The sequence below is a fragment of the Deinococcus sp. NW-56 genome (assembly GCF_002953415.1).
GTDB lineage: Bacteria > Deinococcota > Deinococci > Deinococcales > Deinococcaceae > Deinococcus.
Map to the genome: position 1 here is coordinate 2,733,318 of NZ_CP026516.1, position 16,164 is coordinate 2,749,481.

General features: G+C 70.5%; 15 protein-coding genes and 1 pseudogene. 12 read left to right on the top strand and 4 right to left on the bottom strand.

The window, feature by feature from the left end:
• Positions 1 to 2 precede the first annotated feature (2 nt).
• The gene (fdhD, locus tag C3K08_RS13835) at positions 3 to 827 is read left to right on the top strand and encodes a formate dehydrogenase accessory sulfurtransferase FdhD (RefSeq protein WP_104991816.1); all 825 of its coding nucleotides are present in this window, start codon (positions 3 to 5) and stop codon (positions 825 to 827) included.
• 98 nt (positions 828 to 925) lie between these two features.
• Positions 926 to 2,236, top strand: a pseudogene (locus C3K08_RS13840) (OFA family MFS transporter); the annotation flags it as partial.
• Between the two features lie 291 nt (positions 2,237 to 2,527).
• On the opposite strand, the gene C3K08_RS13845 reads toward C3K08_RS13840, so the two are convergent.
• The 4 genes from C3K08_RS13845 to mnmG all read right to left on the bottom strand — a co-directional run bounded on the left by C3K08_RS13845 (position 2,528) and on the right by mnmG (position 6,724).
• Positions 2,528 to 3,382, bottom strand: coding sequence for a ParB/RepB/Spo0J family partition protein (locus C3K08_RS13845; protein WP_104991817.1), 855 nt, complete (start codon positions 3,380 to 3,382; stop codon positions 2,528 to 2,530).
• The gene (locus C3K08_RS13850) at positions 3,366 to 4,115 is read right to left on the bottom strand and encodes a ParA family protein (RefSeq protein ID WP_104991818.1); all 750 of its coding nucleotides are present in this window, start codon (positions 4,113 to 4,115) and stop codon (positions 3,366 to 3,368) included. The genes C3K08_RS13845 and C3K08_RS13850 overlap by 17 nt, the downstream gene beginning before the upstream one ends.
• Positions 4,112 to 4,846 carry a 16S rRNA (guanine(527)-N(7))-methyltransferase RsmG gene (gene rsmG / locus C3K08_RS13855; protein WP_104991819.1) on the bottom strand — a complete coding sequence of 245 codons (735 nt, stop codon included), beginning with the start codon at positions 4,844 to 4,846 and terminating at the stop codon, positions 4,112 to 4,114. The genes C3K08_RS13850 and rsmG overlap by 4 nt, the downstream gene beginning before the upstream one ends.
• Before the next feature lie 69 nt (positions 4,847 to 4,915).
• Complete coding sequence (gene mnmG / locus C3K08_RS13860; RefSeq protein ID WP_104991820.1) at positions 4,916 to 6,724, bottom strand: tRNA uridine-5-carboxymethylaminomethyl(34) synthesis enzyme MnmG; 1,809 nt, start codon at positions 6,722 to 6,724, stop codon at positions 4,916 to 4,918.
• A 221-nt stretch (positions 6,725 to 6,945) separates the two neighbouring features.
• Between mnmG and C3K08_RS13865 the strand changes: the two genes are divergently transcribed.
• The 10 genes from C3K08_RS13865 (at position 6,946) to C3K08_RS13910 (ending at position 16,086) form a co-directional block, all read left to right on the top strand.
• Complete coding sequence (locus C3K08_RS13865) at positions 6,946 to 8,061, top strand: thiamine pyrophosphate-dependent dehydrogenase E1 component subunit alpha (protein ID WP_104991821.1); 1,116 nt, start codon at positions 6,946 to 6,948, stop codon at positions 8,059 to 8,061.
• On the top strand, positions 8,058 to 9,080 hold the full coding sequence (locus tag C3K08_RS13870) for an alpha-ketoacid dehydrogenase subunit beta (RefSeq protein WP_104991822.1): 1,023 nt from the start codon (positions 8,058 to 8,060) through the stop codon (positions 9,078 to 9,080). The genes C3K08_RS13865 and C3K08_RS13870 overlap by 4 nt, the downstream gene beginning before the upstream one ends.
• 13 nt (positions 9,081 to 9,093) lie before the next feature.
• Positions 9,094 to 9,327: a hypothetical protein gene (locus C3K08_RS13875; RefSeq protein ID WP_104991823.1), complete on the top strand. Its 234-nt coding sequence runs from the start codon at positions 9,094 to 9,096 to the stop codon at positions 9,325 to 9,327.
• A 36-nt stretch (positions 9,328 to 9,363) separates the two neighbouring features.
• Complete coding sequence (locus tag C3K08_RS13880; protein WP_104991824.1) at positions 9,364 to 10,953, top strand: dihydrolipoamide acetyltransferase family protein; 1,590 nt, start codon at positions 9,364 to 9,366, stop codon at positions 10,951 to 10,953.
• 171 nt (positions 10,954 to 11,124) lie between these two features.
• Positions 11,125 to 11,544, top strand: coding sequence for a hypothetical protein (locus tag C3K08_RS13885; protein WP_104991825.1), 420 nt, complete (start codon positions 11,125 to 11,127; stop codon positions 11,542 to 11,544).
• The gene (locus C3K08_RS13890) at positions 11,545 to 12,207 is read left to right on the top strand and encodes a response regulator transcription factor (RefSeq protein WP_104991826.1); all 663 of its coding nucleotides are present in this window, start codon (positions 11,545 to 11,547) and stop codon (positions 12,205 to 12,207) included. It begins immediately after the preceding gene.
• Between the two features lie 85 nt (positions 12,208 to 12,292).
• A complete protein-coding gene (locus C3K08_RS13895; RefSeq protein ID WP_104991827.1) occupies positions 12,293 to 13,681 on the top strand; it encodes a HAMP domain-containing sensor histidine kinase in 1,389 nt (462 codons plus the stop codon).
• 29 nt (positions 13,682 to 13,710) lie between these two features.
• A complete protein-coding gene (dprA, locus tag C3K08_RS13900) occupies positions 13,711 to 14,799 on the top strand; it encodes a DNA-processing protein DprA (protein WP_104991828.1) in 1,089 nt (362 codons plus the stop codon).
• Between the two features lie 12 nt (positions 14,800 to 14,811).
• Positions 14,812 to 15,072 (top strand): hypothetical protein, encoded by a 261-nt coding sequence (locus tag C3K08_RS13905; RefSeq protein WP_104991829.1) that lies wholly within the window; start codon positions 14,812 to 14,814, stop codon positions 15,070 to 15,072.
• Positions 15,073 to 15,105: 33 nt separating this feature from the next.
• The gene (locus tag C3K08_RS13910) at positions 15,106 to 16,086 is read left to right on the top strand and encodes an NAD-dependent epimerase/dehydratase family protein (RefSeq protein ID WP_104991830.1); all 981 of its coding nucleotides are present in this window, start codon (positions 15,106 to 15,108) and stop codon (positions 16,084 to 16,086) included.
• Positions 16,087 to 16,164 lie beyond the last annotated feature (78 nt).

Sequence of the window (16,164 nt, forward strand, 5' to 3'; positions counted from 1 at the left end):
CCATGACCGCCGCCGAGTCTGCCCCCCGCCCCGTCCTGCGCTACGAACGCGGCAGCGTCACGTCCGCCGACGACCGGGTGGCCGTCGAGGAGCCGCTCGAAATTCGGCTGGTGCAGGGGGGGGAGGAGCAGTCCGTGGGCGTCACCATGCGCACGCCCGGTGCGGACCACGACCTCGTGCGCGGCTTTCTGTACGCCGAGGGGGCCATCTCCGGGCCGGAGGACGTGCTGGGCATCTCCGAGTGGCGCGAGGGCGGGCTGAGCACGCCCAACGTGCTGCGGGTGAGGCTGCGCTCGGGCTTCGCGGCCGTGCGGACCCTCTCGCGGCACACCTTCACGTCCAGCGCCTGCGGGGTGTGCGGAACCGGCAGCATCGAGCGGCTGGCGCTGCGGGCCGGGCCTGCGGTGTGGACCCGGCCGCCCCTGAGTCCTGAACTGGTGGGCGCTCTGCCCGAGCGGCTGCGGGCGGCCCAGCCCCTCTTCGACGCGACGGGCGGGCTGCACGCGGCGGGCCTGTTCACCGCGGACGGGGAGTGCCTGGTCGTTCATGAGGACGTGGGCCGCCACAACGCGGTCGACAAGGTGGTGGGCTGGGCGCTCGCGCGGGACCGGCTGCCGCTGTCCGACCACGTCCTCGCCGTGAGCAGCCGCGCGGGCTTCGAGATCGTGCAAAAGGCCGCGCTGGCCGGGATTCCCGTCGTGTGCGCCGTGTCTGCCCCCACCAGCCTCGCCGCCGAGTTGGCCGGGAGTTTCGGCCTGACGCTGCTGGGCTTCGTGCGCGGCGAGCGCTTCAACGTCTATAGCGTTCCCGAACGCCTGCGGCTCTAGCGTTCGCCGGGTCCCTGGCCCGAAGCTTTCCGCCCTCCCCCCTCCCCTTCTGCGTCTCTCCCGTCCGCCCCCGTCGCCGCTCTCGCCAGGAGGTTGTCATGTCCTTTCTTGACCGCGAGCACTCCGTCGCGCCGCCCGGCTTCAACCGCTGGCTGGTGCCGCCCGCGGCGCTGGCCGTCCACCTGTCCATCGGGCAGATTTACGGCTACAGCGTGTTCAACAAGCCGCTCAGCCGCCTGATCAGCGGCGACCTGACGGCCGAGACCGGAGCGCCGGGTGACTGGTCGCTGTTTCAGGTCGGCCTGATCTTTTCGGTGGCGCTGTTTTTCCTGGGGGCGAGTTCGGCCCTCTTCGGGAAATGGGTCGAGCGGGTCGGCCCCCGGCGCACCATGTTCACCTCGGCCCTGCTGTTTTGCGGCGGCTTTCTGGTCGCGGCCTTGGGCGTGGCGACCCACCAGCTCTGGCTGGTGATCCTGGGCAACGGGGTGCTGGGCGGCATCGGCCTGGGGCTGGGGTATATCAGCCCCGTCTCGACGCTGATGAAGTGGTTCCCGGACCGTCCCGGCCTCGCCACGGGCCTGGCGATCATGGGCTTCGGCGGCGGGGCGCTGCTGGGCAGCCCGCTGGGCACCTCGCTGATGGCGGCGTATGGCGGCCCCAACTTCGGGATCGTGCCCACCTTCGTCACGATGGCGGCCCTGTATTTCGCGCTGATGATGTTCGGGGCCTTTCTGGTCCGGGTGCCGCGTGCAGGCTGGACGCCGGAGGGCTGGACGCCGCCCACCGAGGCCGCCACCCACGGCATGATCAGCACCCACAATGTGACGGTCGAGCAGGCGGTGCGGACCCCGCAGTTCTGGCTGCTGTTCGTGGTGCTGTTCTGCAACGTGACGGCCGGAATCGGGGTTCTCGGGCAGGCTTCGGTGATGATTCAGGAGATGTTCAGCGACCGCGTCCTGGGAGCGGGAGCGGGCGTGACGGCCACGGCGGCGGCGGGCTTCGTGGGCCTGCTGAGCCTGTTCAATATGGGCGGCCGTCTCCTGTGGAGTTCCACCTCCGACCGCATCGGGCGCAAGCCGACCTACATGATTTTTTTCGCACTGGGCACGGTGCTGTACTTCCTGATCCCGATCTTCGGCAACATGGCCAGCCTGGTGCTGTTCGTGCTGGGCTTCGGCGTCATCATGAGCATGTATGGCGGCGGCTTCGCCACCATTCCCGCCTACCTGCGCGACCTGTTCGGCACCCTGAATGTCGGTGCCATCCACGGCCGCCTGCTCCTTGCCTGGAGCGCGGCGGCCATCGCCGGTCCAACACTGGTGAACGGCTTCTGTGACCGTCAGATTGCCGCCGGGGTGCCCGCCTCGCAGGCGTACTCCACCGTCATGTGGATCATGGCCGGTCTCCTCGTGGTGGGCTTCGTCGCCAACCTGCTCGTGCGGCCTGTCGCCGCCCGTTACCACGCCCCCCGCTCGGCAGACCGCCTGACGGCTAACGTCTCCCGCCGCTGTCGTGCTGGCCTGGCTCGTCGTCCTCATCCCGATGACGTGGGCGATCTGGCAGACCCTGATCAAGGTGATCGAGCTGTTCCGGTAAGCGTCCCCAGGGATTGCCGGTCGGTGAGCCGGGACTCAAGCGGGAGGGGGCACAGGCGGTTGACCTGTGCCCCTTCCCCGTGGACCTCCTTCAGCCCCGCTGGGCTACTCGTCGGCAGCGTAGCCCAGCAGCTCCAGCAGGCGGTCGAGTTCCTCGCGCGAGGCAAAGCTCAGTTCCACCCGGCCCTTGTCCTCGCCCGTGATGCGGACCCGGGTGCCCGTGCGGCGGCTCAGGGCGAGTTCGACCTGACGGTGGGCGCGGGGTGGGTTGACCGGGATGGGGCCAGCCGCTCCGCGGGTCTCGCGTTGCAGGGCCTCGGCCTCCCGGACGCTGAGGCGGCGGGCACGGATCTGGTCCAGCGCCCACAGTCGGTCGCCCTCCGGCTGGGCCAGGACCGCGCGGGCGTGCCCGGCGCTGATCTCGCCCCCCTCCAGCGCCCGCAGCGCTTCCCCCGGCAGGGTCAGCAGCCGCAGGGCGTTGGAGACGGTCGAGCGGCCCTTGCCCACTGCCCGCGCCACTCCCTCCTGATTCAGCCCCTGCTCCAGTAGCGTCTGGTAGGCCCGCGCCTCTTCCAGCGGCCCGAGGTCCTCGCGCTGAAGGTTCTCGATGATGGCGATTTCCAGCGCCTCGCGGTCCCCGAGGTCGCGGATGATCGCGGGCACCTCGGTCAACCCGGCGAGTTGCGAGGCCCGCCAGCGCCGCTCACCCGCCACGATCTCGAAGTTCTCGCCGCGCGGGCGCAGCAAGAGGGGCTGCAGCACGCCCTTCTCGCGGATGCTGCCCGCGAGTTCCGCCAGCGGCTCCGGTTCGAAGACCTGCCGGGGCTGGTAGGCCGCCTGCACGATGCGGCCCACGGGCACGGTCTGCACCCCTCCCCCACCTGCCGCCGTGTCCGGCGTGGGCTGGGGCTTGCTGAGCAGCGCGTCGAGACCCCGCCCCAGGCTAGATTTTCTCGACACGCTGCATCACCTCCTCGGCGAGGCGCTTGTAGGCGGCGGCCCCGCTGGAGAGCGGCGCGAAGGCCCCGATGGGCTTGCCGAAGCTGGGGGCCTCCGAGAGCCGCACGTTGCGCGGCACCACCGACCAGAACACCAGTTCCCCGAAATGCCCGCGCACCATCGTCTCGACCTCCTGCGCGAGGTTGGTGCGGCCGTCGAACATGGTGATCGCCACCCCCAGCACCCGCAGCCGGGGATTCAGGCCCCCCCGCACCCGCTCGACCGTCTCCATCAGCCCGGCCAGCCCCTCCAGCGCGTAATACTCGGCCTGGAGGGGAATCAGCAGGGCGTCGGCAGCCGCCAGCACGTTCACGGTCAGCGGCCCCAGAGAGGGCGGCGCGTCGATCAAAGCGAGATCGTAGCCCTGCACCGCCCCCAGCAGCCGCGTCAGCGCCTCCGGGTCGTCGGAGAGTTCGACCCCGGCCCCGGCGAGGTCGGGGGTGGCGGGCAGCACGTCCAGGCCGTCTTGCGCGGTGGGCCGGACGAACTCGGCCGCCCGGCCGGGCTCGGCGAGCGCCTCGTACAGCCCGGCCTCGGCGCCGCGCAGGCCCAGGCCGCTCGTCGCGTTGCCCTGCGGGTCCATGTCGAGCAGCAGCACCCGCCGCCCCCCCGCCGCGAGGTAGGCGGCGAGGTTGATGGCGGTGGTCGTCTTGCCCACGCCCCCCTTCTGGTTCACGATCCCGAGGGTCTTCACGTCGCCCGCCAGAATAACGGCTTGCGGGCCGGAACGCCCTCGCGGCGGGGGTAGCGTTCGGGGGTGGGGCCAGTCTTCTCGACCACCACCAACGTCCGCGCTTCCCCCAGTACGGGGAGGGCAAAGGCGTCCACCGCCCGCACCTCTCCCCCGACCTCGGCGGCGGCGAGACGGCCCGCCTCCAGTTCCTCTGGGGAGATGGGGCCTTTCTGGGCGACCAGCACACCTCCCTCCCGCAGCAGTGGCAGGGCAAGTTCGGCCAGGGCGGGCAGCGAGGCCACCGCTCGGGTGACGACCCGGCCGTAGCCCTCGCGGTGGGCCGGGTCCCGCCCCAGTGTCTCGGCGCGGGCGGTCAGAGGCGTGACGTTGCTCAGTTCCAGGGCCGCCGCCGTGCGGGTCACGAAGGCGATCTTTTTCGCGGTGGCGTCCACCGGAGTGAATCGCAATTCCGGCTGCACGATGGCGAGGGGAAGGGCTGGAAATCCTGCGCCCGTCCCCAGGTCCAGCACCCGGCCGTCACCGCCTAGCCAACTCCCCCGTAGGCAGGTCAGCGAGTCCACGAAATGCTTCAGAACGATGTCGCGCTCGTCGCGCAGGGCGGTGAGGTTGGTCTGAGCCGCTCCTTGCTGAAGCAGCTTCAGCAGCCTCGTGAATGATTCCACGTGTGAAGAGAGGTCGAGGCCAAGCTCCCCCCCACCCTGGAGCAGCAGCGCTGTCGCCTCCGGTGTCACCAGCTGTGCCTACCCGTCTGTTCAGTCATCACTGGGGCATGGTAGCCCTGCGAGGCTGAGCCGGGGCTATCAGATTTCACGTGAAACGCTCTGGGCCTGACGCAGATGAACCAGCAGGGCGCTGATATCCGCGTGCCGCACGCCGGGGACCCGCGTGGCCTGCCCCACCGTCGAGGGGCGTGCCCGCGTGAGCTTTTCACGGGCCTCGTTCGACAGGCTGCCCAGAGCGGCAAAATCCACCCCGTCCAGGCTCAACTCACTGCCCTTGGCCTCTGCCTGAAGCTGCCGCTCGGCCCGCTCGATATAGCCCGCGTACTTCACCCGGATCTCGACCGCCTCGCGCTCGGCCTCGCCTAGGGGCGGCAGCGTGGCCCCCAGGGCTTCGACATCGGCAAGGGTGAACTCCGGACGCCGCAGCAGGGCATCGGCAGGCTGACCGTTGACCCGCTGGCGGCGCAACGCCTCCACGCCAGACGACACCCGGGCGTATTTCTCTGTGACGGTTCGCGCGCTGCTCTCCTTCACCAGTCCCAGCTGCTGTCCCAGGCCTGTCATCCGCTCGTCGGCATTGTCCTGACGCATCAGCAGGCGGTGTTCCACCCGGCTGGTCATCATACGGTAGGGTTCGTCGCTGCCTTTGAAGACGAGGTCATCCAGCATCACACCGATGTACCCCGTTTCACGTGAAACCTGATGCTCCTCCAGACCCAAGGCCCGCCGCGCCGCCGCTGTGCCTGCCACCAGTCCCTGTGCCGCCGCCTCCTCGTAGCCGCTGGTGCCGTTGATCTGCCCGGCCGTGAATACGCCGGGGAGAAGCCGGGATTCCAGATTGAGGGTGAGTTCGGTGGAATCCACCACGTCATATTCCACCGCATAGGCGTAGCGCTGAATCACCGCCTGCTCGAAACCGGGCAGTGTCCGCACCAGGGCGTCCTGAAGGCGTGGCGGCAGCGAGGAGCTGAAGCCCTGAAGATAAACTTCGCTGGTCTGTACCCCGTCCGGCTCCACAAAGAGCAGGTGGCGATCGTGGTGGGCAAACCGCACGACCTTGTCCTCGATGCTCGGGCAGTAGCGGGGGCCGAGACCCTCGATGTCTCCGGCGTACATCGGGGACTCGTGGAGGTTCTCGCCAATCAGGCGGTGCGTCTCGGCGGTCGTGTGGGTCTGCCAGGTCGGTGACTCGGCGGCGCGGGGGCCGGGCTGTCCGGTAAAGCCGCGCGGCTGCGGGTCGGCGGGGATTTCCAGCAGGTCGGCGAAGCGCACGGAGTCAGCCCGGACGCGGGGCGGCGTCCCGGTCTTGTACCGCTTGAGCCGGTGCCCCGCGCGGGCCAGCGGTTGGCTGAGGAATCGGGCGGGCGGCTCGCCCTGACGCCCCTCGGCACGGGACTGGCGGCCATACCAGGTCACGCCGCGCAGGAAGGTTCCAGCCGCAACGACCACACTCCGGGCCGCCAGGCGCCGTCCATCTGTCGTCACGACGAACCAGCCTCCCCGGCCATCGGGTTCAAGGTCGGCCGCCTCGCCCCGCACGATCTCGATCCCGGGGTGACCGAAGATCACGTCTTGGGCACGCTCGGCGTAGGCGTCGCGCTCGTTCTGCACGCGTAGGGACTGCACGGCGGGTCCCTTACTCGCGTTCAGCACGCGGGTATGAATCGCCGTCTCGTCCGCCAAGCGGCCCATCAGTCCGCCCAGGGCCTGGACCTCGAACACCAGTTGACTTTTGCCGGGGCCGCCCACCGCCGGGTTGCAGGGCATCCGGCCCACGGTGGCGGGATTGCCCACGAGCAGGGCGGTGCGGGCGAACTTCGCTGCCGCCCAGGCTGCCTCCAGCCCCGCGTGGCCCCCGCCGATCACGATCACGTTCCAGCCGCTCATCGGGGGGAGTCTAAAGCGGCGACCCTCCCATCACACGGGGACGGCTCACGGTGCCGGGGAGGTTTCACGTGAAACCGGAACTCCGTCCGGTTCAGGTGGCCCATCCATCCGGCGGCGCAGGTGCATGGTCTAGAATCCCGAACGAGCGTTAGGTTATGTGTCGTATGTCCGGTGCCGCGCCCCCTGGGCGCCCTCCGGCCCTGCCGCTCAGGAGGCCCCTCATGATTCAGCCGTTCACGTCTGACCCCCTGCGCTGGGTGTCTGAAGACGGCCAACCAATCCGGGAACTGCCCGCCCGGTTCACGCCCGAGCTGCTGCGTGAACTGCACCGCCAGATGGTGCGGGCGCGGGAGTTCGACAAGAAACTCGTCACGCTCTTGCGGCAGGGCCGCACCACCTTCTATGCCCAGGCCAGCGGCATGGAAGCCACCCAGGTGGGCCTCGCCCACTCGCTGCGGGTGGGGCACGACTGGGTCTGGCCGTATTACCGCGACCACACGCTGGGCCTGGCGATGGGCATCTCGATGCTGGACATCGTGAGCCAGTGCCTGGGCACCAACTCCGACCTGTGCCGGGGCCGCCAGATGCCGCACCACTTCGGGGTGGCGGACAAGCGCTTCGTGTCCATCTCGTCGTCCATCGCGTCGCAGGTTCCCCCGGCGGCAGGCACGGCGATGGCCCAGAAGTACCTCGGCACCGACGAGATCACCGTCTGCACCTTCGGGGACGGCGCGACCAGCGAGGGCGACTGGCACGCGGGGATGAACATGGCGGGAGCCTCCGGGGCACCCTGCCTGTTCGTCTGCGAGAACAACCAGTGGGCGATCAGCACCCACCTGCGCGAGCAGACGGCCAGCGAGACGATCCACATCAAGGCCAAGGCTTACGGGATGCCCGGCTATTACGTGGACGGCAACGACATCGTGGCGGTCATGGAAGTGATGGAGCACGTGGCCGGGCGGGTCCGCGCTGGCGAGGGTCCCGCCCTCGTCGAGTGCCTGACCTACCGCATCGGCTCGCATTCCAACGCGGACGCCGACGCCGAGAAGCACTACCGCACCCGCGAGGAAGTGGCCGAGTGGGAAGCCCGCGACCCCATCACCCGCGTGGAGCGGCTGCTGGAGCACCTCGGGGCGCCCATCGACCCGCAGGAGATTCGTGACCTCGTGGCCGCGACCCACCGCGAGGTGGACGAGGCCGTCCTGACCGCCGAGGCGAGCGGGCAGCCGGGCTGGGAGATCATGTTCGAGGACGTGTACGCCGACAAGCCGGTGCATCTGGAGCTTCAGGAAGACTTCCTGCGGGCCGAGCAGCCCGCTGCCGGGGGCCGCGCATGACCGCCACCCAGAACCAGGCACAGGCCGGAACGGGAGCGTGGGAGACCCGCACCCTGACCCTGATTCAGGCCGTCACCGAGGCCATGCGCGAGGAACTCGCCCGCGACGAGCGGGTCGTGGTCTTCGGGGAGGACGTTGGTGCCCGTGGCGGCGTCTTCCTGGCGACGGCGGGCCTTCAGGCCGAGTTCGGCAAGAAGCGCGTCTTCGATACCCCGCTCTCGGAAGCCAGCATCGTGGGGGCGGCGGTCGGGATGGCCGTGCGGGGAATGCGGCCCATCGCCGAGATCCAGTTCGCCGACTACATGGGGCCGGGCTTCGACCAGATCATCAGCCAGGCGGCCAAGATCCGCTACCGCTCCGGCGGGCAGTTCACCGCGCCGATGGTGATCCGCACCCCCTCGGGCGGCGGCGTGAAGGGCGGGCACCACCACTCCCAGAGCCCGGAAAGCTACTTCACCCACACGCCGGGCCTCAAGGTCGTGATGCCCAGCACCCCCTACGACGCCAAGGGGCTGCTCAAGGCCGCCGTGCGCGGGGATGACCCGGTGATCTACTTCGAACCCAAACGGCTCTACCGCGCCGCCAAGGGCGCGGTGCCCACCGGCGATTACACCGTCGAAATCGGCAAGGGTGCGGTTCGCCGTGAGGGCCGTGACCTCACCCTCATCGGCTACGGCGGCGTGATGCCCGACGCCGAGCGGGCCGCCGCCGCGCTGGCGGCCGAAGGCATGGAGGCCGAAGTCATTGACCTGCGCTCGCTGGTGCCCTGGGACCGCGAGCTGGTGCTGGAGAGCGTGTCCAAGACCGGGCGGGCGGTCCTCGTCAGCGAGGCGCCGCGCACCTCCAACTTCATGGGGGAGGTGGCGTACGTCATTCAGGAGGAACTGTTCGACCAGCTTCTCTCGCCGGTAGTGCAGGTGGCGGGCTTCGACATCCCGTACCCCTACGTGCAGGACAAGATCTACCTGCCCGGCCCGAACCGCATCGCCGCCGCCTGCGTGCAGGCCCTGAACTACTGATGCCGGGGAAGCCGTGAAGCCCGACGTCTGGCGGTGGGTGCTGGGCGCCCTGGGCCTGGCGATCGGCTTCACGGTGTACCCCCTGCTGGGGCAGTTGCCGCAGCCGTGGCCGGATCTGCTGGCCGGTGCCGCCTTCGTGGCGCTGGGCGCGGCGACGTGGCGCTATGCGCAGGGCGACCGCTTCATTCAGGGGGTGGCGGCCCTGCTGCTGCTGTATGGCCTGGCCCGCATCCTCTTTCTCCGCTGACCGTTTTCCCGCCCCCTTTTTTGCCGAGGTGAACAAGTGAAACAAGTCCTGCTGCCCGAACTCGCCGAGAGCGTGGTCGAGGGCGAAATCCTGAAGTGGCTGGTGAATGAGGGCGATACGGTGGCCCTGGAACAGCCCCTGTGCGAAGTCATGACCGACAAGGTCACCGTCGAACTGCCCAGCCCCTACGCGGGCGTGCTCCAGCAGCGCCTCGCGCAGGAGGGCGACGTGGTGGCCGTGCATGCCCCCATCGCCATCATCGCGGAAGCGGGCGCGGCGGCCGGAGCCGCGGGCGGGGGAGGGGAGACGGTGCAGAACGCCGGCCAGTCCACCGCCCCCAGCGTCACCCAGGGGATTCAGGACACCGGGGAGAACCCCACGACCGTGGACGCCCAGCTTCCCACCCAGGCTGCCGAGGAACGCGAGCAGGTGGGCGGAAGCATCGTGGAGGCCGGACATGCCCAGAAGGACGACGGGGACGACTCCAGCCTGTTCAAAGCCTTCGCCTCCGACGAGACGGTCAGCCTGCGGGGGCTGGAGAACCGCGCGGGGAGCGGGGCGCCGGGCACCTACACCGGGGGCACCGGAAGCATCCTGAACCGCCAGCAGACCCCCTCCGGGCGCACCGACGGGCGGGTCCTCGCGGTCCCGGCGGCGCGGAAGCGGGCGCGGGAACTCGGCATCGATCTCGCGCAGGTCGCGGGCAGCGGCCCCAACGGCCGGGTGCGGGTGGATGACGTGGTGACCCACGCCGGACAGGCTGGGCAGGCCGCCCCGTCCCCCGTGACGGCGCCGACGCCCCAGCCCCAGGCACAGCCCGCTCCCACTCCGGCTCCCCAACCCGCTCCGGCAGCGGCGAAAGGCGCGGGCGGCCTGCCCGTTCCCCCCGTTCAGTACCGCACGCCCAAGGGCTACGAGCACCTCGAAGACCGGGTGCCGCTGCGGGGCATGCGCCGCGCCATCTCCAACCAGATGCAGGCCAGCCACCTCTACACCGTCCGCACCCTGACCGTGGACGAGGTCAACCTCACCAAACTGGTGCAGTTCCGCGAGCGTGTGAAGGGCGACGCGCAGGCGGCGGGCGTCAAGCTCTCCTACCTGCCCTTCATCTTCAAGGCGGTCGCCGCCGCGCTGAAGAAGTACCCCAGCCTCAACTCGTCGTTCGACGAGGCGACGGGCGAGATCGTGATGAAGCGGTACTACAACGTCGGCATGGCGGTCGCCACCGACGCGGGCCTCACCGTGCCTGTGCTGCGGGACGTGAACCACAAGAGCATCTTCGAACTCGCCGGGCAGGTCACCGACCTCGCGGGCCGCGCGGGGGCGGGCAAGCTCACCCCCGACGAGCTGGCGGGCAGCACCTTCTCAGTGACGAACATCGGCTCCATCGGGGCGCTGTTCTCCTTCCCGATCATCAACGTGCCCGACGCAGCCATTCTGGGCGTCCACTCCATCGTGAAGCGGCCCATCGTCAACGAGCGTGACGAGATCGAAGTCGCGCACATGATGTACCTCTCGCTCTCCTTCGACCACCGCCTGGTGGACGGGGCGGAGGCCGCCCGCTTCTGCAAGGAAGTGATCCGGCTGCTGGAAAACCCCGACCGCCTGATGCTGGAAGCGATGTAAAGCACTGCCACCCCCAGCGGTCAGCCCCTCCCGGCTGGCCGCTTTGCTTTTCAAAGCATGAAGGCGAGGTCAGGGCCGGGTCAAAGGGGCGTCAGCTTGGGGCGCTAGGGTGCGTGGTCATGGGGTCCTGGCCCACGGGCACGGACTGCCGGATTGGATAGAGTGACTGTGATGACCCGCTTCCGTACCCTTGCCACCTCGCTGCTGCTGACCCTGGCTTCCGGAGCCGGGGCGCTGAAGCTCAGCATCTGGGACCCTGAGTTACAGATTCAGGTGGGTTACGGCGAAACCAGCGGGAGCCGTATGACCGTGCAACTGGTTCGGAACTACAGCGGCCCCGTGGTGCTGTTGTTTTCCCGCAACGATGACGAAAAGGAACGTGGGGTATACGCCAGCGTGCAACGCAGCTATCCCGGAATCCTGAAGGCCGGGCAGCTCACGCTGGAGGTCGGCAACACCGAGCAGACGCTGGCCCGCTTCCTGGCGGGCCTCAAGCTCTCGCTGACCGTGCAGCCTGCGGGCCAGAGCTTCACGTTACCGGGCCTGCGGACGACCCCCACGGAGAAGACCGCCCCCGAAGGAGGCCGCTGAATGCTCGCCCAGATTCTGGTCGTGGAGGACGATCCCCACCTCGGCCCGCTGCTCAAGGAATACCTCTCGGCCGATTACCTCGTGCACCACGCCGCCACCCTAAAAGACGCCCAGACGTGGCTGGGGACCCACTCGGCGCAACTGATCCTGCTGGACCTGAATCTGCCCGATGGGGACGGCCTCGACCTCGTGCAGGCGCTGCGGCAGTATTCCAGTACCCCGGTGCTGGTCCTCTCGGCCCGCTCGGGGGTGCAGGAGCGGGTGGCGGGGCTGAACGCCGGGGCCGACGACTACCTCACCAAGCCCTTCGCCATGCCCGAACTCGACGCCCGCATCACCGCGCTGCTGCGCCGCACCGCCGCCGGGACGGGCGTGAACCTGGGCAACACCAGCCTCAGCACCAGCAGCCTGCTGCTGACCGTGAACGACAAGAATGTCAACCTCACCGAGCACGAGGCCCGGATCCTCGAACTGATGATGCGGACCCCCGAGCGGGTCTTTTCGCGGGCGGACATCGAGTCGCACCTCTACGGCTGGGAGACGCCCAACAGCAACTCGGTGGAGGTCCGCATCAGCCAGCTTCGCAAGAAACTGGAGCAGGCGGCCAGCGACCTGCGGATTCGCACCATCCGCAACGTCGGCTACGTGCTTCAGGCGAGCTGAGCCCCCTTTCCGCACCGGCCATGTTCGTCCCCCCGTGCCCCTCCCGCGCCGACGTGGGGGGGCTTTGCCGTGACGGGGGGACGCGGTGACCCGCCCGGCCCCCCTCGAGTCGGCCCGCGTGGCGTGGCGGCACAGCCTGCGCTTCCGGCTGGCGCTGGTGTACACGCTGCTGGCGACGGTGGTGATCGGCCTGGTGGGGGTGGGCATCCTGACGCTGCTGCTGCGCGGGATGGACGGGCAGTTTCAGGCGCGGCTGGACGACCGGGCCGAGGCGGTGGCCGAACGCTTCCGCGATCCTGAGGGCACCGGCAGTCTGGGCCAGAAGCCGCCGCCCATCAGCGGCTACACGGCCATCGTTGACGAGGAGGGCCGGGTGGTTGCGGCGTCGGCCTTCTTGCAACTGAAGCTGGGCGAGCCCTTTCCCTACGCCGATCAGAGGCGCTTCCCGATCCTGGGCACGCCGATGCGGGCCGCCACCCGCCCGGCGGGGGACTTCGGCACCGTCTGGGTGGCGCTGCCCGAGGACGACCTCGTGAACGCCCGCGAGAGCGCCACCCGTGCCCTGCTGCTCGCGCTGCTGCTGACCCCCGGCCTGATGCTGGTCGTGGGCTGGTGGGTGGGGCGGCGGGCGCTGGCGGACCTCAGCGAGGCCGCCGACCTCGCCGACCGCATCGACCCTGCCCGCAGCGTGGCGACCCTGCCGCTGCCGGAACGGGAAGACGAGGTCCACCGTCTGCTCGCGGCCCTCAACCGCCTGCTGGTCCGCATCGAGGCGGTGCAGGCCCGCGAGAAGCAACTGCTGGGGCAGATCGTGCATGAACTGGGCGCCCCGCTCACGGTGCTGCGGGCCAGCCTCACGCGGGCCACCGAGCGCACGGATGATCCCGAGGTGGCCCGCGCCGCGCTGGTGGCCGACGAGCTGACCTTCACGACCCAGGACCTGATGCAGCTCGCGCGGGGGCAACTGGAGATGAAGGTCGCGTGGCACTTCATCCCGGCGGCGACCCTGCGTGGGCGGCTCGACCGACTGGTGCCGGGGACGACCTTCGCGGGCGACTGGGGCGGGATGCTGCTGTGCGACCCCGACCGCCTGACCCAGGCGCTGCGCAACCTGCTCGCCAATGCCCGCCGCGCCGCCGGACCGGAGGGCGAGGTCACGCTCACCCTGAGCGAGACGCCGGGGCATGTCACCTTCACCGTGCAGGACAGCGGCCCCGGCCTGCCGCCCGAGCTGGGTGAGCGCATCTTCGAGCCGTTCGTGAGCGGCAGCGGCTCCAGCGGCCTGGGCCTGAGCGTCTCGCGGCAGATCGCGGCGCTGCACGGCGGGACCCTCACAGCGGGCAACGCGCCGGGAGGCGGGGCCGAGTTCGTCCTGACCCTCCCCGGACCGGAGTTGGGCGACGAGGAGGACGAGGCGGAGATCGCCGACCACCCCGAGGACACCCCCATCGGGGCAGGTGCCCCCGCGTCCTGACGGGCGTGCAGGGGCCGTATTCTCCGGGGGTGACCGTCGCCGCTGACTCCGCCGCTGCCCAGACCGAACTGCTCGCGCTGCTCACCCTGCGCTTCACGCCCGCGCTGGGGCCGCGCCGCACCGAGAGCCTGCGGCGGCACTTCGGCTCGGCGGGGGCAGCGCTCGCAGCGCCCCTGACCGCGCTGCGGGGGGTGCCGGGGCTGGAGGCCAAGACGGTCGCCGCCATCGGCACGCCGGGGCCACGCGAGCAGGCCGAGGCGGAGCTGCGCAAAGCCCAGGCCGAGGGTGTCACCCTGCTGGGGCGCGGGCTGCCCGGCTACCCGGAGGCCCTCGAAGCTCTGGGTGACCCCCCGGCGGTGCTGTGGGTGCGGGGCGAGCTGCCCGACCTCCCGGCGGTGCCCCGCGCGGTGGGAATCGTGGGGACGCGGGGCGCGAGTCCGCACGCCCGTTCCCTGACCCGCGACCTCGCCGCCGACCTCGCGCGGGGGGGGGTGGCGGTGGTCAGCGGTCTGGCGCGCGGCATCGACACCGAGGCGCACCGGGCGACGGTGGACGCCGGGGGCCTGAGCCTCGGCGTGCTGGGAAGCGCGGTGAACTACATCTATCCCAGCGAGAACGTGCCGCTGTCCCGGCGACTCACCCTGGTAAGCGAGTACCCGCTGGGCACTGGCCCCGCCCAGCACCATTTCCCGGCCCGCAACCGCCTGATCGCGGCGCTCTCGGCGGGCGTGGTCGTCGTGGAGGGCGAACTGAGGAGCGGCTCCCTCATCACCGCTACGCACGCGCTGGAATGTGGGCGTACCGTCTTCGCGGTGCCGGGCCGCGCCGGGGACCCCCGCGCCGCTGGCCCACACCGCTTGCTGCGCGAGGGGGCGGTGCTCACCGAGACGGCAGGCGACGTGCTGACCGAACTGGGCTGGGAGAACGGCCCCGCCGCCCCCACCCCCGACCTCCCGCCCGAGCAGGCCCGCGTGTACGCGGCGCTGAGCACGCCCGCCACCCTGGACGATCTGCGGGGAGCGACGGGGCTGGGCCTCGCAGAGCTGCAGACGGCGCTGGTGATGCTGCAGCTGATGGGCCTCGCCGAGGAACTCGGCGGGCGCTGGACGCGTCGGTAGGGGAGGGGAGAGGTGGGCCTGACAGACGCTGAGGCGCGGGTTCTTTCGGCCCTCCGGGACGGCGCCGCCCTCGTCCGGCACCTGCGGCAGACCGGGCGCGGTCCGTACTACACGCTGGCGGGGCGGCGGCTGAGCGTGGTCACCGTCAAGGGGCTGGAAGGCCGGGGCCTGATCGCGCTGGAAGGCGGCCCAGGGCAGTCCAGCGCAACGTACGCCCTGACCGAACGGGGCGAGGCGGCCCTGGCGGAGGGGGAGACGCGGAGCCGCCCCTAGCCGCACCCTCCCGCCCCGTGAAATGCTGCCCGCATGACCAAACAGGGCATGGACGTGCTGGTGCTGGGCGGCACCCAGTTTGTGGGGCGGCATATCGTGGAGACGCTCCTCTCCGCCGGACACCGGGTCGCGGTGTTCACGCGCGGGCGCACCCCCGACGAGTTACCGGAGACGGTGGAGCGGCTCAAGGGCGACCGCGACGGCGGCGCTGAGGGCCTTGCGGCGCTTTCTGGGCGCACCTGGGACGCCTGCGTGGACGTGAGCGGCTACACGCCCCGGCAGGTGCGGGCCAGCGCCGAGGCCCTGCGCGAGTCGGTCGGGCGGTACGTCTTCGTCAGCACGGTCAGCGTGTACGGGGAACCGGACCGCCACCCTGTCCGCGAGGACGACCCCCTCCTCCCCGAGGCCGGGGAGGACGTAACCGAGGTCAACGGGCAGACCTACGGCCCCCTCAAGGTGACCTGCGAGCGGATCGTGGAGGAAGTCTACGGGGATCGCTCAGTCCTGCTGCGCCCGCAGATCGTGGCTGGACCCTACGATCCCACCGGGCGCTACACCTACTGGGTGGACCGGGTGGCGGCGGGCGGCGAGTTCCTCGCACCGGGGGACGGCTCGGACTTCATGCAGGTGATCGACGCCCGCGACCTCGCCCGCTTCACGCAGGCGGTGCTGGAGGGGGGCCTCTCCGGCGCCTACAACCTCGCCGGGCCGCGCCTGAGCTGGCGCGAGTTCGTGGCGGTGGCACGGGGGGCGACGGGATCGGACGCGCAGCCCGTCTGGACCCCCGCCGAGGTGCTGGAACGTGAGGAGGTGAACGTGCCGCTGTGGCTGCCCGCCGGGGGACCGCAGGGCGGCTTGATGGACGTGGCGAATGACCGCGCCGTGGCCGCCGGACTGACCCTCACCGACCCGGAGGTCACCGCCCGCGACACCCGTGCCTGGAGCGCCGGGACCCCGCAGAAGGTCTTCCTGACCCCCGAGCGCGAGGCGGAGGTGCTGGGGGCGCGGGGCTGAGGGGGAGGCCCCCTCCGGGGGGCGGGAGCGGGGGTGTATGCTGGCTCCCTAGACCGCTCAGCCGCGGTATCCGGGGAG